This is a genomic window from Halogranum amylolyticum (assembly GCF_900110465.1).
In the GTDB taxonomy this organism is placed as follows: Archaea; Halobacteriota; Halobacteria; order Halobacteriales; family Haloferacaceae; genus Halogranum; species Halogranum amylolyticum.
This window is the reverse complement of record NZ_FODV01000003.1, coordinates 387,705-408,997: the sequence shown is the minus strand read 5'-3', so window position 1 is coordinate 408,997 and position 21,293 is coordinate 387,705. Positions and strand designations below refer to the sequence as shown.

Here is a 21,293-nt window from a genome sequence, read left to right as displayed (position 1 = left end):
CACCCCTTCGTTTCGGGTGGAGACGGCCGAACGGGTACCCCCGACGATGCAGTTCCACACTTACTCCGACACAATTAACCTAGTTGGTCCCCTCAAAAATCTGCTTTTCTAGTACTACGGGTACTATTTGGTACCACTGGAAATAAAACTGGCGTGTTCTAGAGACGGTCGTGGCCGCCCCTCCCCCCACCCCCCTTCTCGTGAGCGGTTCCACCCGAAACGAAGGGGTGGGGGGTGGAAGGTTCTACCCGACCTTCTAGATGAAACGGGTTCGGTTCGTCTCGACCCTCTCCTTCGAACGTTCCGACGCAATCACTCCCGCCGAGTCGGTCCGGATCGGACTCGCCGGCGACCCGAGTTTCGACAGGGCAGTCCGAAACGTCCGACTCGATCCTCGTCGCTGACTGCTCATGTGGGCTGTTCACACCTGCATTGTCGATAGTTCACACCGACGACACGCTCGCGTGCGTATCACTAATAGTAAACATAGAACAGACGGCCGTACTCTCTCTCCACCGACCGTGTTCTTCGTGCTCTCCGTCTCGGAGGTCCGAGTCGGCGTCCGACCGGAGTCACACTCGACGGGAAACGATGAGGGTGGAGCGAACGACCGGGTGACGGTAGACGAGGGAGCGACAGCGTTCGACGTCGCTTCGACTCAAAGCACCGTTGGCAGAAGGGAGAATATTTTTGTACCCTCTGTTCGTCTGGTTCGTTTGCATCATCTGGACGCACTCCACCGTCGGTTGGACTTCACGACCCGATATATTGGGCCGTAACGGCCTAACACCGGCAAACGTGGGTGTGTCTCCACTCGAAACGAGGGGGTTACTATGACGGGGAACGAGACAGACGGGCACACAAACGAGAGGACGAACGGTTCGGACGAACAGGAGCGATCGACGGGTGGTGACGAGGAGACGGGGATCGACCCTGCCGACATCGATATCCAAGAGAGCATCGGGAACGACGGTCTCGACGATCTGGACGTCGACCTCGAGAGCGACGACGACACCACGCCCTCCTCGGCCGGTGTCGACCTCGACGAGGTCGTGTTAGACGAGGCCGACAGCGACAGTCGCGGTCTCTTCGACGATCTCCTGTCGGGAGAACCGATCTTCGAGAACAAGGAGGTGCTCCGACCGTCGTACACGCCGCACGAACTCCCCCACCGAACCGACCAGATCAACCAGATGGCGACGATTCTGGTGTCAGCGCTCCGGGGTGAGACGCCGTCGAACATCCTCATCTACGGGAAGACGGGGACCGGGAAGACCGCGAGCGCGAAGTTCGTCAGCCAGGAACTCGAGTCGACCTCCCAGAAGTACGACGTCCCCTGCGAGGTCGAGTACATCAACTGCGAGGTGACGGACACTCAGTATCGCGTGCTCGCCCAACTGGCGAACAAGTTCATCGAGAAGAACCACGCGCTGATCGACGACCGGCTCCGACGGCTTCGCGACCTCCGGTCGGCCGCGGCCGACGACCCGACGCAACTCGCCGACACGCGGTTCGAGCGTGTCGCCGACGTCGACGACCGTATCGCCGACCTCGAGCAGGACCGCGAGGAGATGGAGACCGTCCCGATGACGGGGTGGCCGACCGACCGCGTCTACTCGACGTTCTTCGAGGCTGTCGATTACAACGAACGGGTGGTCGTCATCATGCTCGACGAGATCGACAAGCTCGTCGAGAAGTCGGGCGACGACACGCTCTACAACCTCTCGCGGATGAACTCCGAACTCGACAACTCCCGTATCTCCATCATGGGAATCTCGAACGACCTGAAGTTCACCGACTTCCTCGACCCCCGCGTGAAGTCGAGTCTCGGCGAGGAGGAGATCGTCTTCCCGCCCTACGACGCGAACCAACTCCGGGACATCCTCCAGCACCGTGCCGACATCGCGTTCAAGGGCGAGGCGCTCACCGACGACGTCATTCCGCTGTGTGCGGCGTTCGCCGCCCAGGAACACGGCGACGCTCGGCGCGCGCTCGATCTCCTGCGGACGGCAGGGGAACTGGCCGAGCGCAGTCAGGCCGACACCGTCGAGGAGGCGCACGTTCGGCAGGCACAGGACAAAATCGAGTTGGACCGCGTCGTGGAGGTGGTCCGCACGCTCCCCACTCAAAGCAAGATCGTCCTCTTCTCGATCATCCTCCTGGAGAAGAACGGCGTCCACAACATCAACACCGGCGAGGTGTTCAACATCTACAAGCGTCTCTGCGAGGAGATCGACGCCGACATCCTCACCCAGCGGCGGGTCACCGACCTCATCAGCGAACTCGACATGCTCGGCATCGTCAACGCCGTCGTCGTGAGCAAGGGTCGCTATGGACGGACGAAGGAGATCAGCCTCTCGGTCCCCATCGACGAGACGGAGGCCGTCCTCCTCTCGGACTCCCGACTCGGAAACATCGAGGATGCTCAACCGTTCGTCCAGGCGCGGTTCGACAACTGACGCGCTCCCGGACGAACCCCCTCACTTCCACTCGAGAACGGTCGAAGCGGCGTCTCCGCTGTGACTACGCGGCCGGCGGAGTTGCGACTCCAGTCGAACCGAAGGGCTTCGCCGCCCGTTCGCCGACTGTCGGGGCCGTGTTCGCCGGGGGCGGTCCCTCGACCGCCGCATCCGTCGTCACCGGATCGGAGGCGACGAACTCCGCGGGGGAGACAGCCGTCGAGACGATCTCGACCTGCGCGACGCCCGTCTCGGCGGGCGTCGCGAACGCTGCACCGGAGAAGCCGAGTCGGACCCAGCCGAGATACGGGATGCGGACGCGTGCGACGCCCTGTACCCACTCCTCTCTGACTGGCGGTGCGATGCCGTTGGCCTGGTCGTACTCGGCGTTGTTGTCACCCTTCGTGATGAACCCGGCGTGCGGCGCAGGACAGTAGCGGAGCTCCTCGCAGCTGTCCGCCCGCATGTACTCCGGGTTCGCCTCGTCGTACCAGTTCTCTCCGTCGTCGACCCAGAACCGGGCGCGATGGATGATCGGGGGACCGAACGAGTCGGGGTTGTCGTAGATGAGGACGGAGCCGTAGGAGCCGAAGCTGCGATAGTCGGACTCCTGTCCCGCCTCGTAGGTGACGACGCCGGTGTCCCCCTGTGCGGCGTCGGGAGCGAACCGCCCCGGTTCGGTGATGAAGATGAGGTCTCCCTTCTCCATGTGCGGTTCCATGCTTCCGCTCTCGACGGCGACCATCGGCGGCCACACGCCGCTGACGGTGAAGAGGAGTAGCCCGATGGCGACGACCGCGAGGACGCTCGTGAGCATCTCGCGGAGGTACATCAGGGGTCCGGTCTGTGCGGTCCGGAACCGTGTCAAGAGACTCTCTTCCGTCTCGGACCCGAGCGTGTGAGAGGGGCCCGGAGCGTCCGACGAGCCGATAGATTCGGCGGAATCGGCGGACCCGGAAGCACCGGAAGACCCGGAGGAATCGTCGGAGGGCGGGCGGCTGTCGCCAGAACTCATCGAAACGTGGTTGGGCAGGACCAGGTTTCAAGCTTCTGGGTTCCGGCACTCTTTTCTCTCCAGCGTCCGCTCGAACGTCTGTGCCGCTTTCGACGCCGTCCGCCCTCGTCGCGGAACTCGCACGTCGCGGGTACAACGCCGAACGGGAAGCCATCACGCTCCTCGCGAACGCCGCAGACCCCGCCGTCGCGCTCGAACGGACGGTCGAGCACGTCCCCGACGACGCGCTCCGTATCACCGCCGACCACGTCCGCACCGTCCTCGACACGGACAAACTGTCGGCGGACGCGCAGACGACGTCGCCGTCGACCCCCGACGACGAGGTGACGCCCTCGCCGCCGCGGCCGACCGACCCAGACGACCAGGTAGACCCCTCCGGTTCGACTGGAACCGACTCCTCGGACGAAGTACGGGAGGAACCGCCCGCTCCAGTCGAAACGGGGGGGTCGACGGCGGCGGTCTCTCCGGCGACCGAGGAGGAGGAGTCGACGTCCGCGACGGCAGAGGGCGCGGAGTCAGCGTCGACGTCCCCTGCGACCCCGTCGCAGTCGACGACGCCGGGTACGTCGGCAACGCCGAGCGCGTCGAACCGATCCGAACCGACGTCGGCAACGTCGAACGCGTCGGACCGGTCCGAACCGACGTCGACGCACACTCGAAACCCCGAACCCGCGGACATCGCCAACGACATGACCGGCCAGAGCACCGGCACCGGCGAGTACAAGCAGTTCGTGACGACGTTCAAGGACCGCTACGAACGGCTGTCGAAACTGCTGCGCGGACGGGTAAACCACCGACCGGCGGAGGCCATCCAGAAGATGCCCGGCGGGAGCGACGCCGAACTCATCGGACTCGTCAACGACGTCCGGTCGACCGCCTCGGGTCACTGGCTGGTCGAACTGGAGGACACGACGGGGACGTTCCCCTGTCTGGTGATGAAGGACAAGAACATCGCCGAACTCGTCGACCAGATGCTGATGGACGAGTGTGTCGCCGTCCAGGGGACGCTGTCGGACGACGCGGGGATCCTCTTCGCCGACACCATCCACTTCCCGGACGTCCCCCGAACCCACCGCCCGAAGACGGCCGACCGTCACGTCCAGGCGGCGCTCATCTCGGACGTCCACGTCGGCAGCCAGGAGTTCATGGCCGACGCGTGGAACCGCTTCACCGACTGGCTCCACACGCCCGAAGCCGAGGCGGTCGAGTACCTGCTCATCGCCGGCGACATGGTCGAAGGCGTCGGTATCTACCCGAACCAGGACGAGGAACTCGACATCATCGACATCTACGAGCAGTACGAACAGTTCTCGGAGTACCTCAAACAGGTGCCCGGCGACGTGGAGATCGTGATGATCCCGGGCAACCACGACGCGGTTCGCCTCGCGGAACCCCAACCCGGATTCGACGACGAACTCCGCGACATCATGTCCGCCCACGACGCGCGCATCACGAGCAACCCTTCGACCGTCACCGTCGAGAACGTCTCCGTGCTGATGTACCACGGCGTCTCGCTCGACGAGGTGATCGCCGAACTCCCCTCGGAGAAGGCGAGCTACGACGAACCGCACAAGGCGATGTACCAACTGCTGAAGAAGCGTCACGTCGCCCCGCAGTACGGCGGTCACATGCGTCTCGCACCCGAAGAGAAGGACTACCTCGTCATCGACGACGTGCCCGACGTCTTCCACACCGGCCACGTCCACAAACTCGGATGGGGGAAGTACCACAACGTGCTGGCCGTCAACTCCGGCTGTTGGCAGGCGCAGACCGACTTCCAGAAGAGCGTCAACATCGACCCCGACGCGGGGTACGCCCCCATCCTCGATCTCGACACGCTGGAGATGACCGTCCGGAAGTTCGCCTGACGGGACACGCGTGGTCGTGGTCGCATTTCCGTCGTCGACTCGACGGAGAGAGTTCCACCGGAAACGAAGGGGTTCGGACGCGGCTGCTTCTTGACTTAGACGCCCGGAACCGTCTTGCGGTACTCCTTGACCGACTCGCGGGCCGACCGGACGAGCTCCTCTGCGTCGCCGTCGAGTTGCCCCGCGAGTTCGTGGAGCACGTTCATATGTCGGTCCAGCCGCCCGTGGTCGGGGTCCTCATCGCGCGTCGCCAGCGCCGCCAGCTGTTCGGACTGTTCGTGGAGTCGTTTCTGCGTCTCTTCGTCGACGAGTTCCGCCGCCTCTCGGAGTTCGTCGCTCGCCGCTTGGAGTTCGTCTCGTACCATGCTCGCAGATACGACGGTCAGCCCGAAAAGTGTTCGTCGGTGGCGACACTGGCCGGAAGCTACGACGCCGCGCACGCTCTCGTCGCTGCCGAGATGACCGACGAATCGAGTGCCGTTCCGAATGCCGCTCAATCGAACAAGAATGTCTGACGGAACGAACGGTGTTCGACGAGACGAAACATGTTCGATAGATCGAGAATGTCTTGAAGAGCGAACGACGTTCGATAAACGAAAGACGTCCGACCGCACGAACCATCACCGCTGGGAGCGTACTAGTGGTGGTATGCCCCGAAAGATACACCATCGCTGTAACCTCTGTGGCCGCGACTTCGACACCGGCGACAGCCTCCGAAGTCACGTGGATCGCCGCCACCCGCGCGAGAACGAGGTCCGCTGGTGGATGGTCGCCGAGGACCCGGAGACGCTCCCGTTCGAGCAGTGAACTACCCCACCGCTCCCGACTGCTGAACGGTGGACCTACGACCGCTCTTTTCGACGCTCGACGGCGACCAGCGTGCCCCAAGCGAGCGGGTCAAGTGGTTCCGGGCCGAACACCGAACAACCGTGAGTGACACAGATTCCGGACCGCTCTCCCCGGACCGTCCCGAGGCAGCCCGCCCGTTTCGGGTGGACGCGCCGTTCGACCCCGCCGGCGACCAGCCCGAGGCCATCGAACAGTTGGCTGCGGGCTACGCCGACGGGATGGAGAAACAGACGCTGCTCGGCGTCACCGGGTCCGGCAAGACCAACACCGTCTCGTGGCTGGTCGAGGAGATTCAGCAGCCGACGCTGGTGCTCGCACACAACAAGACGCTCGCCGCCCAGCTGTACGAGGAGTTCAAGAACCTCTTTCCGGACAACGCAGTCGAGTACTTCGTCTCCTACTACGACTACTACCAGCCGGAGGCGTACGTCGAACAGACGGACACCTACATCGACAAGGACATGTCCATCAACGAGGAGATCGACCGACTGCGCCACTCGGCGACCCGGTCGCTGCTCACTCGCGACGACGTCATCGTCGTCGCCTCCGTCTCGGCCATCTACGGCCTCGGCGACCCGACGAACTACGTCGATATGGCGATGGAACTCGAGGTCGGCGAGGAGATCGGTCGCGACGAGTTGCTGAAACGGCTCGTCGACCTCAACTACGAGCGTAACGACGTCGACTTCCAGCAGGGGACGTTCAGAGTCCGTGGCGACACCGTCGAGGTGTACCCGATGTACGGTCGCTACGCCGTTCGCGTCGAGTTCTGGGGCGACGAGATCGACCGGATGACGAAGATCGACACGCTGCAGGGCGAGGTCAAATCCGAGGAGCCCGCGGTGCTCGTCCACCCCGCAGAGCACTACTCCATCCCGGAGGGACTGCTCGAACGCGCCTGTACCGAGATCGAGGAGCTGATGGAGAACCGCGTGCGCCACTTCGAGCGACAGGGCGACCTCGTCGCCGCCCAGCGTATTGAAGAACGCACCACGTTCGACCTGGAGATGCTCCGCGAGACGGGCTACTGTTCGGGTATCGAGAACTACTCGGTGCACATGTCCGACCGCGAGTCCGGCGAACCCCCGTACACGCTCTTGGACTACTTCCCGGAGGACTTCCTCACCGTCGTCGACGAGTCGCACGTCACGCTCCCGCAGATCAAGGGACAGTTCGCCGGCGACAAATCGCGGAAGGACTCGCTCGTCGAGAACGGGTTCCGGCTGCCGACCGCCTACGACAACCGCCCGCTGACGTTCGAGGAGTTCCAGGAGAAGACGGACCGAACGCTCTACGTCTCGGCGACGCCCGGCGACTACGAACGGGAGCACTCCGAGCAGATCGTCGAACAGATCGTCCGGCCGACCCACCTCGTCGACCCGAAGGTCAAGGTGTCTGAGGCGACCGGCCAGGTCGACGACCTGATGGCCCGTATCGACGAGCGGATCGAACGCGACGAGCGCGTGCTCGTCACCACGCTGACGAAGCGGATGGCCGAGGACCTCACCGAGTACTTCGAGGAGGCGGGCGTCGACGTCGCCTATATGCACGACGAGACGGACACGCTGGAGCGACACGAACTCATCCGGAGCCTCCGACTCGGCGACATCGACGTACTCGTCGGGATCAACCTGTTGCGTGAGGGGTTGGACATCCCCGAGGTGTCGCTGGTCGCCATCCTCGACGCCGACCAGCAGGGGTTCCTCCGGTCGGAGACGACGCTCGTCCAGACGATGGGGCGGGCGGCGCGAAACGTCAACGGCGAGGTCGTCCTCTACGCCGACGAGACGACCGACGCGATGGCCGCCGCCATCGACGAGACGCAGCGCCGTCGCCGCATCCAGACCGAGTTCAACGAGGAACACGGCTACACGCCCGAGACCATCCAGAAGGAGGTCGGCGAGACGAACCTCCCCGGCAGCAAGACCGACACCTCCGACACGTCCGTCGACGACGTCGAGACGGAGGCGGACGCCGAACGCAAGGTCGAACTGCTCGAAGACCGCATGCAGGAGGCCGCGAACAACTTGGAGTTCGAACTCGCCGCGGACATCCGCGACCGCATCCGAGAGCTCCAAGAGGAGTTCGACCTCGACGCCGCCGACCTCGGCGTCGAACCCGAGGCCGAACCCGACTTCTGAGAGGGGTCATCGTAGACGTTCGGCAGGTTTTCTCCGTGAGAGTCGAACCCTGTGACTAGTCGAGAATCTCTCCTCCGGCCGGTTACGATATCCTCTGAGTCGTCTCCTCTCTCCTCCTCTCGTCTCCTCGCCTTCGACGGGAGGGGTGCAACCGGGGTGTGGTTTCGAATCGCACACCGGCCTCGATTCCCAGCGCTTTTCATTCGGGAACCGGAATTCGGGCTACCGACCGTGACCCGCGACTCGACGGACGAGCGCGACGGCCACAACTGTCACCACCTCTGTTCGGTCGCGAATCGTACCCGATTGTTCACACACGACAGAGTGGCGACAGTACAGACACGCGCTGATTCCGCCGATACACCGGTGTCCGGCCCGTTCCCGTCGCTGTGTCCGACACGGACGACCGTGTGCGCAGTAGACGTCTGACAACGACAACTGAACCTTCCACGAACGATGAGTTCCCAACGATACAGTCGCATCCAAAAGTCGTTTCTGAAGTATCAACACGTCTTCGTCCTGTTGGCACCGGTGCTGTTCGTCACGGCCGTAGTCCTCGCGGCACCGACGCCGGCGGACGTGGGCACGAACTACTGGCTCGAGTACTGGTGGCTCTTCCCGGCGTTCCTGCTCGGGGCGACCATCGTCAACACGGTGGGGATCAGCGGCTCGGCGCTGTTCGTGCCGTTCCTCATCTTCATCTTCCCGATCTTCGCCCAACCGCTGGAACCGGAGACCATCGTCAAGGTCGGCCTCATCAGCGAGGCGTTCGGCCTCTCCAGTTCGTCGGTCGCGTTCATCCAGTACGGCCTCGTCGACCGTCGATTGGCGCTCACGCTCGTCGCCGGCGCGGTGCCGTTCGTCGTCGGTGGGGCGCTCCTGTCGTTCATCATCCCGGAGGTCGTCTTCCACTCGCTGCTCGGTCTCGCGCTGCTGGCCGCCTCGTATCTCCTGTTCAAGGCCGACCTCGGCCACGACAGCCCGAGTGACGACGGCGAGACGGTCGCCGCCGACGGCGGCTCCGCGCCGGGGCTGCCGGACGACCCCGGCAAACTCGGGCCGGCCGGCGTCGACACCGACGACGACGGGAATGTCACCCGCGTCGACCGTGACGGGGGCGACTACCGATACACCCGCGGCGGCTACCTCAAGCGGTTCGCCAACTACAGCGTCGGCGGGACGTTCCAGGGGCTCGCCGGCTTCGGCGTCGGCGAACTCGGTATCATCTCGATGCTCAGCACGAAGGTGCCGGTCCGCGTCGCCATCGGGACGAACCACATCGTCGTCGCGCTCACGGCGATCCTCGCCTCGCTCGTCCACGTGTTCGGCGGCGGACTGGTCGGCGGCCACTCGCTGAGTCTCGCGTCGACGCCGTGGAACATGGTCGTCTTCACCGTCCCGGCGACGGTCATCGGCGGCCAGATTGCCCCGTACGTCTCGAACGCGCTGGAGACGGACACCATCAAGAACTTCGTCGGCGTCCTCTTCGCGATCATCTCGGTCGCGCTGTTCCTGATGGCCGCCGGTATCACCTGATCCGGCGCGCGGGTCCCCCGGTTCGCTTCTCTCGGGCGCTCCCGAACGCTGCGACTCGTGAGCGCCCTCGGCCGCGACGTTCCGAACGTCAACTATACCCGCGTCCCTGCCGCTCGTTCACACATGCCTGCTGAACGCGTGACTGTCTCACTCGACGACGACACTGCGGCGGCGCTCTCGAACCTCACCGACCGCACCGGCGAGGGACGGAGCGAAGTCATCCGCCGGGCGCTCGCGTTCTACGCCGCGAACTTCGAGGCCGCGAGCACCGGCGTCGGATCGAATCTCGCTGCCTACCACCGGATGCTCTCGGGCGGCGAACACGTGCTTCTCGACATCGACTTCCTCCACTGCTTTCTCGACTCCGTCACCGACGACGACGGGAACCCAGACCCCGCGTTCGTCGAGGCCGCCGACACCGTCTCCGACTACCACGCCCGCGAGTACGTCGACCGTTTCGACGACGCCGGCGAACTGCTCGAGTGGCTCTCTTTCTGCGGGTTCCTCTCGGTGCGGGCGGCGGAGGGCGACACCTATCACATCGTCTTCCCCTCCGCCGAGCTTCGGTGGTTCATGACGCGGTTCATCGAACGGAGCGTCCGCGACCTCCCGTTCGACCTCGAGATCGAGGAGAGCGTCTCGAAGGTGCTCGTCACCGAGCGACGACCGTCGGAGTCGGCGTAGCGTTCACACTCCTTCATACGTCTGCGCATCGTGTGCACACTCCGCATAACAACCCTTTAGAGGCTGATCGAGCTTCGTGTGAACATGCCTCACATGGTGGTGCAGTCATGGGAATCGTAGACCGACTCAGAGCGATCGGTCCGGGTGCGATGGTCGCCGCGGCGTTCATCGGACCGGGGACGGTGACGACGGCCAGCGTCACGGGCGCGCGGTTCGGCTACGCGCTCATCTGGACGATCGCCTTCTCGGTCGTCGCGACCATCGTCCTCCAGGAGATGAGTGCCCGCCTCGGCCTCGTCACCCGCGAGGGGCTCGGCGAAGCGCTCCGCAACCGGTTCGACAACCCGACGCTCCGCTACGCGAGCGTCGCGCTCGTCGTCAGCGCCATCGGTATCGGGACAGCCGCCTACGAGACGGGTAACATCCTCGGCGGCGCAGCGGGGTTAGAGACGATCACCGGCGTCAGCGCCTCGTTGTGGGGACCGCTGATGGGGCTCATCGCAGGCGCGTTGCTGTGGACCGGTCAGTACAAACTCATCGAGCGGGCGCTCGTCGGTCTCGTGGCCATCATGGGCGTCTCCTTCCTCGTCGACGCCATCCTCATCGGCCCCGATCTGGGAGCAGTCGCCGCCGGGTTCGTTCCGAGCGTCCCCGAGGGGTCTGCGTTCCTCATCACCGGTCTCGTCGGCACCACCGTCGTCGGCTACAACCTCTTTCTGCACGCCAGCAGCGTCCAGGAGCGGTGGAGTGGCCCCGACGACCTCCGGGAGTGTCGGACCGACACCGTCGCCTCCATCGTCCTCGGGGGGTTCATCACCCTCTCGATTCTCGTCTCCGCCGCGGCCGTCTTCCCGGTCGGGACGGAGATCTCGGACGTCGGGACGATGGCTGAACAGCTCGAACCCGTGGCCGGCACCTACGCGAAGGTGTTCTTCAGCATCGGCCTGTTCGCCGCCGGGTTCACCAGCGCGACGACGGCTCCGCTCGCGGGTGCCTACGCCACGGCCGGCGCGCTCGGCTGGGAGCGCGATCTCTCCTCGACGAAGTTCCGCGCCGTCTGGATGACGATCCTCGGCACCGGCGTCGTCTTCTCTGCGGTCGGCTTCAGCCCCGTCCAAGCCATCCTGTTCGCACAGGTCGCAAACGGCATCCTCCTGCCTATCATCGCCCTCTTCCTCATCCTCGTGATGAACGACAGCACGAAACTCGACAGCTACGTCAACTCGACCGTACAGAACGTCCTCGGTGGACTCGTCACGCTCGTCGTCGTCTGGCTCGGCGTCCGGAGTCTGCTCTCGCTCGTGGGGGTGTTCTGAATGGGCGGTGAGACACCAGAGACGACCGTCGGCGTCGACGTCGGCGGCACGTTCACCGACGTCGTCCTCCTTCGAGGCACCGACCTCGTCACCGCCAAGGTGCCGAGCACGGCCGACCAGAGCGTCGGCGTCATGGACGGCATCGAGAAAGCCTGCGAGAAGGCGGGCGTCGCCCCCGAGGCCGTCGACGACTTCGCCCACGCGATGACTGTCTCGGTCAACGCCCTCCTGGAGGAGGACGGCGCGAAGACGGCGCTCGTCACGACCGACGGCTTTCGCGACGTGCTCGAGATCGGTCGACAGGAACGCCCCTCCCTGTACGACTTCGACGCCGAGAAACCGGAACCACTGGTTCCCCGACGACGGCGGTTCACGGTCGAGGAACGCGCCACGCCCGAGGGGGTCGTCGACTCCGTCGACGCCGACGCCCTCGGCGACGTGGTCGCGTCGATCCGCGAGAGCGACGCGGAGGCTGTCGCCGTCTGTCTGCTCCACGCCTACGCACACCCGGAGAACGAGACGGCGGTCGCCGACGTGCTCGAGGCGGAACTCGACGTGCCGGTCTCCATCTCCCACGAGGTGCTCGCGGAGTTCCGCGAGTACGAACGCAGCTCGACCACCGTCGCCGACGCCTACGTCACCCCGGCCATCGACGCCTACATCGGTCGACTGGTCGACCGCGCGGCCGACGCGGGCGTCCCGGAACCCAGCGTGATGCAGGCCAACGGCGGCATCACCGACGCGACGACGGTGCGAGAGCACGCCGTCAGGACCTGTATGTCCGGCCCCGCCGCGGGCGTCGTCGGGGCCCGCGCGAGCGTCGGCGACGTCGCCGCCGACCGTGGCCTCGCCGGTCTCGTCACCTTCGACATGGGCGGCACCTCCAGCGACGTCAGCCTCGTCCGCGACGGCGAGGTCGAACAGACAACAGATGCAGAAATCAGCGGCCGACCCATCCGGACGCCGATGGTCGACGTCACCACCGTCGGCGCGGGCGGCGGCAGCGAGGGGTGGGTCGACGCCGGCGGCGCGCTCCGCATCGGTCCCGAGTCGGCGGGTGCCGAGCCCGGCCCCGTCTGTTACGGCCGCGGCGGCACCGTCCCGACCGTCACCGACGCGAACGTCGTCCTCGGCTACATCGGCGAGAGCACCAGCCTCGGCGGCGAACTCTCCATCGACGTCGCCGCCGCTCGCGACGCCCTCGGCGAACTCGCCGACGAGGCCGGGCTGGACGGGCCGCTCGACGCCGCTCGCGGGATGTACCGCGTCGCCAACGCGACGATGACTCGGGCCATCCGCGCCGTCACGCTCGAACGCGGCTACGACCCGCGGAACTTCGGCCTCGTCGCCTTCGGCGGCGCCGGACCGATGCACGCCGCCGCGCTCGCCGACCGACTCGACGTCGGCACCGTCGTCGCGCCGCGCGCCTGCGGCGTGCTCTCGGCGTTCGGCCTGCTGGCGGCCGACGAGCGACACGACGCCGTCCGCACCCACCGACGACCGCTCTCGGCGGTCGACGTCGACGACGTCGAAGACACCTACGCGGAACTCGAAGCCGCGGTCCGCGAGGAGTGTAGCGACCCCGACGCGGCCGTCGTCAGCCGCCGGGCGGACCTCCGCTACGCCGGTCAGAGCTTCGAGCTCACCGTCCCCGCCGACCGTCCGTTCGATCCCGAGACGGCGGTCGAGCGGTTCCACGCGGCCCACGAGTCGACCTACGGCTACCGGATGACCGAGTCGGTCGACCTCGTCAACGTCCGCGCGGAGGCCGTCGTCGAGCGCGACGACCCCACCATCGGCTACGACGCGCCCGGCGACGCCGTCGTCGACGAGCGCGAGGCACAGTTCACCGACGGGTCCTACCGGACGACGGTGTACGACCGCGAGCGGTTGCCGCCCGGCGAGGTCGTCGCCGGTCCGGCGGTGCTCGAACAGGACGAGAGTACGGTCGTCGTCCCGCCGGCGTGGGAGACGACCGTCCGACCGGACGGCTCGCTCGTCCTCACGGAGGTGAGCCGATGACCGACGGCGAGATCGACGCGGTCACCCTCGAGATCCTCCGCAACCAGTTGGAGAGCGTCGCCGAGGAGATGGGACAGGTGCTCATCACCGGCTCCTACTCGCCGAACATCAAGGAGCGACAGGACTGTTCGACCGCCCTCTTCGACGACGAGGGGCGGATGGTCGCGCAGGCGGAACATATCCCCGTCCACCTCGGCGCGATGCCCGAGGCGGTCGACGCCGTCCGCGACAGAGAGCCGCGACCGGGCGACGTGTTCGTCCTCAACGACCCCTTCGAGGGCGGGACGCACCTGCCGGACGTGACGCTCGTCTCGCCGCTCGCGCCGGAGGGTGAGGTCGTCGGCTACGCTGTCTCGCGGGCGCACCACGCCGACGTCGGCGGGATGACGCCCGGCAGCATGCCCGCCGGTGCGCGCGAGATCTACCAGGAGGGACTGCGACTGCCACCCGTTCGACTCGTCGCTGGCGGCGAGGTGGTCGACGACGTGATGTCGCTGCTCCTGGCGAACGTCCGGACGCCCGACGAGCGTCGAGCGGACCTCCGCGCGCAGATCGCGGCCAACGACCGCGCCGAGGAACGCCTCGGCGACCTGCTGGCGGAACACGGCGAGCTCGTCCTCGACGCGTTCGACGCGGTGATCGACTACTCGCGGGAACGCATCGCCGCAGAGATCCGCGACCTCCCCGACGGCACGTACCGCGCCCGCGACGTGCTGGAGGGCGACGGTGTGCTCGAACACGAGTCGGGCGTCGACCCCGACACGGTCGAGATCCCCGTCGAGACGGCCGTCACCGTCGACGACGACGAGATCCTCGTCGACTTCGAGGGCACCGCAGACCAGGTGCCGGGGAACCTCAACGCGCCGCTGGCGGTCGCCAAGAGCGCCGTCTACTTCGTCGTCCGCTGCGTGACCGACCCCGAGATCCCGCCGAACCAGGGCTGTTACGACCCGGTGACGCTCCGCGTCCCCGAGGGGTCGCTGTTGAACCCCGACCTCCCGGCGGCTGTCGTCGGCGGCAACGTCGAGACCAGCCAACGAGTGACCGACGTCGTGCTCGCGGCGTTCGCCGAGGCGGTCCCCGACCGCGTTCCGGCGGCCGGACAGGGAACGATGAACAACCTCATCGTCGGCAGTCGGACGGGCTCTTTCACCTACTACGAGACGATCGGCGGCGGGTTCGGCGCGCGGCCGACGAAAGACGGGATGGACGGCGTCCAGGTCGGGATGACCAACACGCTCAACACGCCCGTCGAGGCGCTGGAGACGGCCTACCCGCTCCACGTCGAACGGTACGGCTTCCGCCCCGACAGCGGCGGCGACGGGCGGTTCCGCGGCGGTCTCGGCCTCGAACGGTCGGTGACGGTGCAGGAGGACGCCACCGTCTCGCTTTTGACCGAGCGGCGGCGCATCCCGCCCGCCGGTCTCGCGGGCGGCGAGGACGGCGCAGTCGGGCGGAATCTCGTCGACGGCGACCCGGTGGCCGCCAAGACGTCGGTCGACGTCGACGCCGGGACGACGGTGACGGTGCTGACGCCGGGCGGCGGCGGCCACGGCGACCCGGCCGAGCGGGACCCCGACCGCCGCGAGCGGGACCGACTGGACGGGAAGGTCGGTCGTGAGGTGGACGAGGAGGGCGGCGAGTGACGCCTCCCGTCGCAGATCCGACGGCCGAGGGCGACCGCCTCCGACTCGGCGTCGTCGTCCCGTCGTCGAACACGACGGTCGAACCGGAGTTCGCCCACTGGTCGCCGCCGGACGTGTCGGTCCACGCGGCGCGGATGCCGCTGGTCGACGTGACGGTCGAGGGACTCGACGCGATGGCCGACGACGCGGTCGCCGCGGCCGAGCGACTCGCCGACGCCGAGGTCGACGCCGTCGCCTACGCCTGCACGACCGGGAGTCTCGTCCACGGCCACGGCTTCGACGCCGAGTTGGAAGACCGACTGGGCGAGGCCGCGGGTGTGCCCGCGGTGGCGACGGCGCTGTCGGTGCGACGACTGCTCGACGCGCTCGACGCGACGCGCGTCGCCGTCGCGACGCCCTACCTCCCGGAGTTGAACGAACGCGAACGATCGTATCTGGTCGAGGCGGGGTTCGAGGTCGTCGCGCTCGACGGCCGCGGCATCGAACGCAACACGGACATCGGCCGACTCACGCCCGCGGACGCCAGCCAGCAGGCGCGTGCGGTGCTCGACGAGACGTCCGACGCCGACGTCGACGCGCTGTTCGTCTCCTGTACGAACTATCCGACGCTCGCCGCCGTCGACGACCTCGCCGCCGCGGGGCCGGCGGTGGTGACGAGCAACCTCGCGACGCTCTGGGACCTCGCGCGGGTGACGGGACTCGGCGTCGACGCCCTCCCCGGGGATCTGCCGTCGCCGACGCTCGACTGACCGCGGTCGCCTGGCCGCTCGCTCGTCGCACCCTTTCGAACCTACCTGATTCGAGGAGGGAGTCCCGCCGTCTACGGCGAGGAGGATGTCATCCGGTGGCGAACTCCTGCGTGTAGACGTTCTCTGCGTACCGCTTGCCGCCGAGTTCGACCTCGCCCTCGCCGGTCTTCTCGAACCCGTACTCGCGGTAGAACTCGTCGCCGACGGCGTTGTCCGCGAGCGCCATCGCCCGCATCCGCCGCATGTTGAAGTCCTCCAGGTCGCTTCTGACCCGATCGAGCAGTCGCCGACCGATCCCCTCGTGCCAGCGGTCGGGGTCGACGTAGAGTCTGAGCACGTCGCCTTCGTCCTCGTTGAGGACGCCGTGACAGAAGCCGACGACCTCGTCGTCGACGGCGACGAGCAGCGTCACGCCGGGTTTGTCACACGCGTTCTGGAGAGACTCGTCGTCGTACCACTCGCCGACGGTCTCCTCGATGACGTCGGCGTCGAGCAGGTCGGCGTACGTCTCGCTCCACGACCGTCGTGCGACGCGCTGGATGCCCTCGATGTCACTCGCCGTGGCTGGTCGAATTTCCATGTCAACTGTTACCGCACGAGAGGGGTTAGGCGTTCTGAAAGTTCGGACGCCTTGTAGTAGTACAACTCGGGTTTTCTTCGGCGTCGAATCCGACGGGAGCTCCGACCTCTCGTTGCCTGGAGTCGATCAGTTCCCTTCGAACATCTCCCGAACGCGGGCGACACTCTCCTCGACGTAGCCCACGTCGCCGACGACCGCCTCGACGCAGAGCGTGCCGGTCCAGTCGTCGCCGAGGGCGTCGAAGACCGCCGGAAAGTCCACGATTCCGGCACCGACCGGGAGGTGGTCGTCGCTCTCGCCGAGCGTGTCGTTCAGGTGGACGTGGGAGATGCGGTCGCGGTTGGCGGCGACGAACGCCGCGACCTCGGCCGACTCGAACCCCACGGCGCGGGCGTGACCCGTATCGAACGTCATGTCGGCGTCCACGCGGTCGAGCAGACGCTCGAAGTTTTCGGCGGTGAACCGACTCGTGATCAGGTTCTCGACCGTGAGCTCGACGCCCCGGTCGGCCGCGTAGGCGTGGAGCGTTCCCACCGAGTCGACGACGGCGTCCTCGACCTCCTCGGTGGACCACGCGAACCTCCAGGCCGCCGAAGAGGGGTGGAGCACCGCCTTCGACGCACCGAGGTCGGCGGCCGCGTCGAGGCAGTTCCGGTGCGTGTCGAGGAGACCCTCGTGCTGTGACTCGAACGGCGCGGCGACGTCGACGGCGAACGGTAGGTGGGTGACGAGGTCGAGACCGGCGTCGGCGAGGCGGTTCGCGAGGTCCTCGGGAAGGCGGTTCGGATGGCCGCTCCCGTCGAGGACGAGTTCGAAGAAGTCACAGTCGGTTCGGGCGGCCACGTCGACACCCTCCTCGACGTGAAGACCGACCGATTCGGGCAGGCTGAAGCCGACTTGCGCGTCCATAGTCGTACGTCGTGTCGGCGTACCAAATGGTTCGGGTCGACTACGGCTCGACCTCGCGGTCGAACGACTCGAGGTTCTCGACGTCCGGCCGCTCGCCGTCCGAGACGTCGAGTCCGTCGGCGATGTCGTCGATGTCGTCGAGTCCGAGCATCTCGCGGACCTGTTCGTCGAACTCCAGTGAGTCGAGTCCCTCCGTGTCCTGGACGTCGCTGCCGGTCAACTGCTTGCCGTAGCGACCGACCAGCGAGGTCAGCTCCTGGGGGAGGACGAACGTCGTCGACTCGCCCTGTCCGATGTTCTGTAGCGTCTCCATCCCCCGCTCGACGATGGCGCGTTCGCCCATCGACTGCGCGGACTTCGCGCGGAGCACCGTCGAGATGGCGTCGCCCTGCGCTTCGAGGATCTGCGACTGCTTCTCTCCCTGGGCGCGGATGATGTTCGACTGCTTCTCTCCCTGAGCCGTCTCGACGGCGCTGCGGCGTTCACCCTGCGCTTCGAGGATCATCGCGCGGCGACGGCGTTCGGCGGAGGACTGCTCCTCCATCGCGTTCTCGACCTCGGCGCTGGGTTTGACCTCTCGGACCTCGACTGACTCGACGCGGATCCCCCACTCGTCGGTGGGTTCGTCCAACTGCTTGTGGATGCGACTGTTGATCTCCGTCCGACGGCTCAGCGTCTCGTCGAGTTCCATGTTGCCGAGGACGGCCCGGAGCGTCGTCTGAGCGAGATACGACACCGCGTTGCGGTAGTCGTCGACCTCGAGGAAGGCCTTCTTCGGGTCGACCACCCGGATGTAGACGACGGCGTCGGCGACGACCGGCGAGTTGTCCTCGGTGATGGCCTCCTGCCGGGGGACGTCGAGCGTCTGCGTCCGCATGTCGAACGAGTAGGTCTGCGAGACGAACGGCGGGACGACGCTGAGGCCCGGTTCGAGCAACCCGCGGTACTCGCCGAACACCGTCAACGCGCGTTTCTCGTAGGCTTGAACGATCTCGACGGCGCTGACGACCGTCGCGACGAGGAGGAGCGCGACGAGGAGTCCGAGCGCGACGAGCGGCGGAAACACGAGGAGGGCGAGCAGTCCGACGGAGACGACGCCGGCGGCGAGGAGGGGACCCGACGGCAACCCGCCCGCGCTCATGCGGCCGAGTCGACGAAAGAGGCTGGTCATGTCGTCGCGTTCTCCGCGGGGGTAGTTACTTCTTTCTCCGGAGACAGTTTCGTCACAGCAACGCGCTTTTGTATCGACCAGTCGACGTGGACGCCATGCGCGCGGAACTCGACGTCGAAGACCTACTCAAACTGGTGCTCGTGTTGGTCGTGGTGTGGCTCGTTCTCGAGATCGTCGGCGAAGTGCTCGGCCTGCTCGCCGGCCTCCTCGGGCCGCTCCGACCGCTGCTCGGGATCCTGATAATCGTGCTCATCGTCCTCTGGTTCACCGACCGCCTGTGAGTGGGAGTCTCGTAGAAACCCATAGATTTCTCCGTGAAGATCGACGACAGGAGCCAGCCGAGGCTCGCCGTGCTTCCAGCTGGCTACGACAATCCCTCTGAGTCGTCTCGTCGCCGACCGACAGCTACAACCTCCCGCTGACCGAGGTCCGTCCGTGTACAGTCTGAACGTCCCCGTCCCGGGTGGTGTCCAGCGGCTCGCCGCCGAGTTACATCCGCGACTCACGGCGTTCGACACAGTTCGGGAACGACACACGCTCGTCGCCAAACGCCTCGGCGACGACTCGCTCCCTCGCCTCCGCGAACGGCTTCGACCACTTCTCCGCGACACGCCGGCGTTCGAGGCCCGCATCACGGGCGTCGACTTCTTCGAGCGGCCGACGAAGGGGACCGGCCCGGTCGTCTATCTCGCCGTCGAGAGCCCTGGACTCGTCGCGCTCCACGACCGACTCTGCGAGGCGTTCGACCCCATCGACGGACTGGAGGGCGACGACTACGTGCCGCACGTCACCCTCGCTCGCGGCGGGTCGCTCGCGGACGCCGAAGCGCTCGCCGCCGTCGACGTCGACTCGGTGACGTGGACCGTCTCGGCGCTCGACCTCTGGAGCGCGGAGTTCCGCGAGTCGGCGGCGACGCTCCGGCTTCGGTGACGTGGCCTACCGTTCGACGAGTCGCATCCCCATCGGTTCTCGGGGGTGCATCGTTAGCGACCCGCGCAGCGAGAACGGCTCGTCGCGGACGTAGTCGAGTTCGAACTGCTGGGCGACGCAGCCGACGATGAGCTTCGCCTCCAACAGCGAGAACTGCTTGCCGATGCAGTGACGCGGGCCGCCGCCGAACGGGAAGTACGAGAAGCGAGGTCGCTGCGCCCGGCGCTCGGGGAGCCACCGGTCCGGGTCGAACGTCTCCGGGTCCGTGTACCACCGCTCCGAACGGTGAACGGCCCACTGGGGGAGCATCACGCCGGCCCCCTCAGGGACGCGGTAGCCGCCGAGGCGGACGTCGACCTTCGGCTCGCGGAACATCACGTACACCGGCGGGTAGAGTCGCATCGTCTCGTGGAGGACGCGGTCGGTGTACGTCAGCTTCCGAGCGTCGGCCGTCGTCGGAACGTCGCCGCCGAGCACCTCGTCGACCTCTCGGTGGACCCGCGATTCGACCTCGGGATGTTGCGACAGCAGATACCAGAAGTAGGTGAGCGTGAGCGCCGTCGTGTCGTGACCCGCCAGTAGCATCGTCATCATCTCGTCGCGCAGTTGCTGGTCGGTCTGCTCGCCGCGCTGCTGGGCGCGGAGGATGATAGAGAGCAGGTCCATCGGTAGTCCGTCGGCCGCGGCGTCGGAACTGCCGCGGCCGCCGCCCTCGGAGTCTCGACCGAACTCCGTCCCCCGACGCTCCGCGACGATGTCGTCGATGACGTCCTCGATGGTCGCAATCGCCTCCTTGTAGTCGCGGTTCTCCCGCGTGGGCGCCCAGTCGGGGACGATGACGCGCAGCGGGTCGGGTTCGAACCGTGCGCCGAGCGGTTCGAGGTTCTCCTGTACCAGTTCGATACGCTCCTCGTCGAGCGACGCCCCGAGCATCGCGTCGACGATGATCTCGACGGTCAGGCGGGCCATCTCCAGCTGAACGTCGACGACGTCGCCGTCCTCCCAGTCGGCGAGCATCGCTTCCGTCCTCTCGCTCATCATCCCGCCCAGCGTGGCGATGCGCGTCGGATCGAACGCGGGCTGGGCGAGCTCGCGCTGTCTCCGCCACTCCTCGTCCTCGCTGAGCAGCAGGCCGTTCCCGAGCAGGTCACCCATCGCATCGTCCTGAAACTGTGGTTTACGGAACTTTGCGGCCTCGCTCACCAACACCTGCTCGATATGCTCGGGGTTGGTGAGCATGTAGACCGGCATCGGACCGAGGTCGAACTTGACGACGTCGCCGTATGCCTCGGCACAGGCCGTCATGAAAGTGAACGGGTCCTTCGCGTACTGGTTGCTGTTCCCGAAGACGGGGAGGCCCTTCGGTCCCGGTGGTTGGAGACTCATACCTTACGTTGGGCTGCAGACGGATGAATCGC

General features: G+C 66.5%; 19 protein-coding genes. 13 read left to right on the top strand and 6 right to left on the bottom strand.

The window, feature by feature from the left end; all coding sequences use genetic code 11:
• The first annotated feature begins 260 nt into the window (after positions 1-260).
• Together BSG17_RS26900 and BSG17_RS08105 are read left to right on the top strand one after the other, a co-directional pair.
• Positions 261-404: a hypothetical protein gene (locus BSG17_RS26900; protein ID WP_170864750.1), complete on the top strand. Its 144-nt coding sequence runs from the start codon at positions 261-263 to the stop codon at positions 402-404.
• Positions 405-833: 429 nt separating this feature from the next.
• Positions 834-2,459 (top strand): Cdc6/Cdc18 family protein, encoded by a 1,626-nt coding sequence (locus BSG17_RS08105; RefSeq protein WP_089822812.1) that lies wholly within the window; start codon positions 834-836, stop codon positions 2,457-2,459.
• Positions 2,460-2,523: 64 nt separating this feature from the next.
• Here BSG17_RS08105 and BSG17_RS27765 read toward each other — a convergent pair whose 3' ends face one another.
• The gene (locus BSG17_RS27765; RefSeq protein WP_342028336.1) at positions 2,524-3,291 is read right to left on the bottom strand and encodes a S26 family signal peptidase; all 768 of its coding nucleotides are present in this window, start codon (positions 3,289-3,291) and stop codon (positions 2,524-2,526) included.
• A 263-nt stretch (positions 3,292-3,554) separates the two neighbouring features.
• On the opposite strand from BSG17_RS27765, the gene BSG17_RS08095 reads away from it, so the two are divergent.
• Positions 3,555-5,342: a DNA-directed DNA polymerase II small subunit gene (locus BSG17_RS08095; RefSeq protein ID WP_089822810.1), complete on the top strand. Its 1,788-nt coding sequence runs from the start codon at positions 3,555-3,557 to the stop codon at positions 5,340-5,342.
• Positions 5,343-5,437: 95 nt separating this feature from the next.
• On the opposite strand, the gene BSG17_RS08090 is transcribed toward BSG17_RS08095, so the two are convergent.
• Positions 5,438-5,707, bottom strand: coding sequence for a DUF7553 family protein (locus BSG17_RS08090; protein ID WP_089822808.1), 270 nt, complete (start codon positions 5,705-5,707; stop codon positions 5,438-5,440).
• Positions 5,708-5,990: 283 nt separating this feature from the next.
• On the opposite strand from BSG17_RS08090, the gene BSG17_RS26895 reads away from it, so the two are divergent.
• The 8 genes from BSG17_RS26895 (at position 5,991) to BSG17_RS08055 (ending at position 16,285) form a co-directional block, all read left to right on the top strand.
• Entirely contained in the window at positions 5,991-6,149 is a 159-nt protein-coding gene (locus tag BSG17_RS26895) for a C2H2-type zinc finger protein (RefSeq protein ID WP_170864749.1), read from the top strand.
• A gap of 122 nt (positions 6,150-6,271) precedes the next feature.
• Complete coding sequence (gene uvrB, locus BSG17_RS08085) at positions 6,272-8,332, top strand: excinuclease ABC subunit UvrB (RefSeq protein WP_089823054.1); 2,061 nt, start codon at positions 6,272-6,274, stop codon at positions 8,330-8,332.
• 456 nt (positions 8,333-8,788) lie between these two features.
• Positions 8,789-9,868: a sulfite exporter TauE/SafE family protein gene (locus BSG17_RS08080; RefSeq protein ID WP_089822805.1), complete on the top strand. Its 1,080-nt coding sequence runs from the start codon at positions 8,789-8,791 to the stop codon at positions 9,866-9,868.
• Positions 9,869-9,991: 123 nt separating this feature from the next.
• Complete coding sequence (locus tag BSG17_RS08075; protein WP_089822804.1) at positions 9,992-10,552, top strand: ribbon-helix-helix protein, CopG family; 561 nt, start codon at positions 9,992-9,994, stop codon at positions 10,550-10,552.
• A 107-nt stretch (positions 10,553-10,659) separates the two neighbouring features.
• Positions 10,660-11,868, top strand: a complete 1,209-nt coding sequence (locus BSG17_RS08070; protein ID WP_089822802.1) for an Nramp family divalent metal transporter — start codon at positions 10,660-10,662, stop codon at positions 11,866-11,868.
• Positions 11,869-13,890: a hydantoinase/oxoprolinase family protein gene (locus BSG17_RS08065; RefSeq protein WP_089822800.1), complete on the top strand. Its 2,022-nt coding sequence runs from the start codon at positions 11,869-11,871 to the stop codon at positions 13,888-13,890.
• Positions 13,887-15,536, top strand: a complete 1,650-nt coding sequence (locus tag BSG17_RS08060; RefSeq protein ID WP_089822798.1) for a hydantoinase B/oxoprolinase family protein — start codon at positions 13,887-13,889, stop codon at positions 15,534-15,536. The genes BSG17_RS08065 and BSG17_RS08060 overlap by 4 nt, the downstream gene beginning before the upstream one ends.
• Positions 15,533-16,285, top strand: a complete 753-nt coding sequence (locus BSG17_RS08055) for a maleate cis-trans isomerase family protein (RefSeq protein WP_089822796.1) — start codon at positions 15,533-15,535, stop codon at positions 16,283-16,285. The genes BSG17_RS08060 and BSG17_RS08055 overlap by 4 nt, the downstream gene beginning before the upstream one ends.
• 88 nt (positions 16,286-16,373) lie before the next feature.
• On the opposite strand, the gene BSG17_RS08050 is transcribed toward BSG17_RS08055, so the two are convergent.
• The 3 genes from BSG17_RS08050 to BSG17_RS08040 form a co-directional block, all read right to left on the bottom strand.
• A complete protein-coding gene (locus BSG17_RS08050; RefSeq protein WP_089822794.1) occupies positions 16,374-16,865 on the bottom strand; it encodes a GNAT family N-acetyltransferase in 492 nt (163 codons plus the stop codon).
• A 126-nt stretch (positions 16,866-16,991) separates the two neighbouring features.
• The gene (locus BSG17_RS08045; RefSeq protein WP_089822792.1) at positions 16,992-17,774 is read right to left on the bottom strand and encodes a sugar phosphate isomerase/epimerase family protein; all 783 of its coding nucleotides are present in this window, start codon (positions 17,772-17,774) and stop codon (positions 16,992-16,994) included.
• A gap of 40 nt (positions 17,775-17,814) precedes the next feature.
• Positions 17,815-18,945: an SPFH domain-containing protein gene (locus tag BSG17_RS08040; protein WP_089822789.1), complete on the bottom strand. Its 1,131-nt coding sequence runs from the start codon at positions 18,943-18,945 to the stop codon at positions 17,815-17,817.
• Between the two features lie 95 nt (positions 18,946-19,040).
• On the opposite strand from BSG17_RS08040, the gene BSG17_RS08035 reads away from it, so the two are divergent.
• Together BSG17_RS08035 and BSG17_RS08030 are read left to right on the top strand one after the other, a co-directional pair.
• Complete coding sequence (locus BSG17_RS08035; protein WP_089822787.1) at positions 19,041-19,226, top strand: DUF7554 family protein; 186 nt, start codon at positions 19,041-19,043, stop codon at positions 19,224-19,226.
• 154 nt (positions 19,227-19,380) lie between these two features.
• Complete coding sequence (locus tag BSG17_RS08030; RefSeq protein ID WP_089822785.1) at positions 19,381-19,875, top strand: 2'-5' RNA ligase family protein; 495 nt, start codon at positions 19,381-19,383, stop codon at positions 19,873-19,875.
• 6 nt (positions 19,876-19,881) lie between these two features.
• Here the strand turns inward: BSG17_RS08030 and BSG17_RS08025 are convergent, their stop codons facing one another.
• Positions 19,882-21,261, bottom strand: a complete 1,380-nt coding sequence (locus BSG17_RS08025) for a cytochrome P450 (RefSeq protein WP_089822783.1) — start codon at positions 21,259-21,261, stop codon at positions 19,882-19,884.
• Between the last annotated feature and the right edge of the window lie 32 nt (positions 21,262-21,293).

What these genes read in the sequence shown, in the direction of transcription:
- BSG17_RS26900 (WP_170864750.1), top strand. Translation starts at nt 261, where the DNA reads ATGAAACGGGTTCGGTTCGTCTCGACCCTCTCCTTCGAACGTTCCGAC.
- BSG17_RS08105 (WP_089822812.1), top strand. Translation starts at nt 834, where the DNA reads ATGACGGGGAACGAGACAGACGGGCACACAAACGAGAGGACGAACGGT.
- BSG17_RS27765 (WP_342028336.1), bottom strand. Translation starts at nt 3,291, where the DNA reads ATGTACCTCCGCGAGATGCTCACGAGCGTCCTCGCGGTCGTCGCCATC.
- BSG17_RS08090 (WP_089822808.1), bottom strand. Translation starts at nt 5,707, where the DNA reads ATGGTACGAGACGAACTCCAAGCGGCGAGCGACGAACTCCGAGAGGCG.
- BSG17_RS26895 (WP_170864749.1), top strand. Translation starts at nt 5,991, where the DNA reads ATGCCCCGAAAGATACACCATCGCTGTAACCTCTGTGGCCGCGACTTC.
- BSG17_RS08080 (WP_089822805.1), top strand. Translation starts at nt 8,789, where the DNA reads ATGAGTTCCCAACGATACAGTCGCATCCAAAAGTCGTTTCTGAAGTAT.
- BSG17_RS08075 (WP_089822804.1), top strand. Translation starts at nt 9,992, where the DNA reads ATGCCTGCTGAACGCGTGACTGTCTCACTCGACGACGACACTGCGGCG.
- BSG17_RS08070 (WP_089822802.1), top strand. Translation starts at nt 10,660, where the DNA reads ATGGGAATCGTAGACCGACTCAGAGCGATCGGTCCGGGTGCGATGGTC.
- BSG17_RS08065 (WP_089822800.1), top strand. Translation starts at nt 11,869, where the DNA reads ATGGGCGGTGAGACACCAGAGACGACCGTCGGCGTCGACGTCGGCGGC.
- BSG17_RS08060 (WP_089822798.1), top strand. Translation starts at nt 13,887, where the DNA reads ATGACCGACGGCGAGATCGACGCGGTCACCCTCGAGATCCTCCGCAAC.
- BSG17_RS08050 (WP_089822794.1), bottom strand. Translation starts at nt 16,865, where the DNA reads ATGGAAATTCGACCAGCCACGGCGAGTGACATCGAGGGCATCCAGCGC.
- BSG17_RS08045 (WP_089822792.1), bottom strand. Translation starts at nt 17,774, where the DNA reads ATGGACGCGCAAGTCGGCTTCAGCCTGCCCGAATCGGTCGGTCTTCAC.
- BSG17_RS08040 (WP_089822789.1), bottom strand. Translation starts at nt 18,945, where the DNA reads ATGACCAGCCTCTTTCGTCGACTCGGCCGCATGAGCGCGGGCGGGTTG.
- BSG17_RS08035 (WP_089822787.1), top strand. Translation starts at nt 19,041, where the DNA reads ATGCGCGCGGAACTCGACGTCGAAGACCTACTCAAACTGGTGCTCGTG.
- BSG17_RS08025 (WP_089822783.1), bottom strand. Translation starts at nt 21,261, where the DNA reads ATGAGTCTCCAACCACCGGGACCGAAGGGCCTCCCCGTCTTCGGGAAC.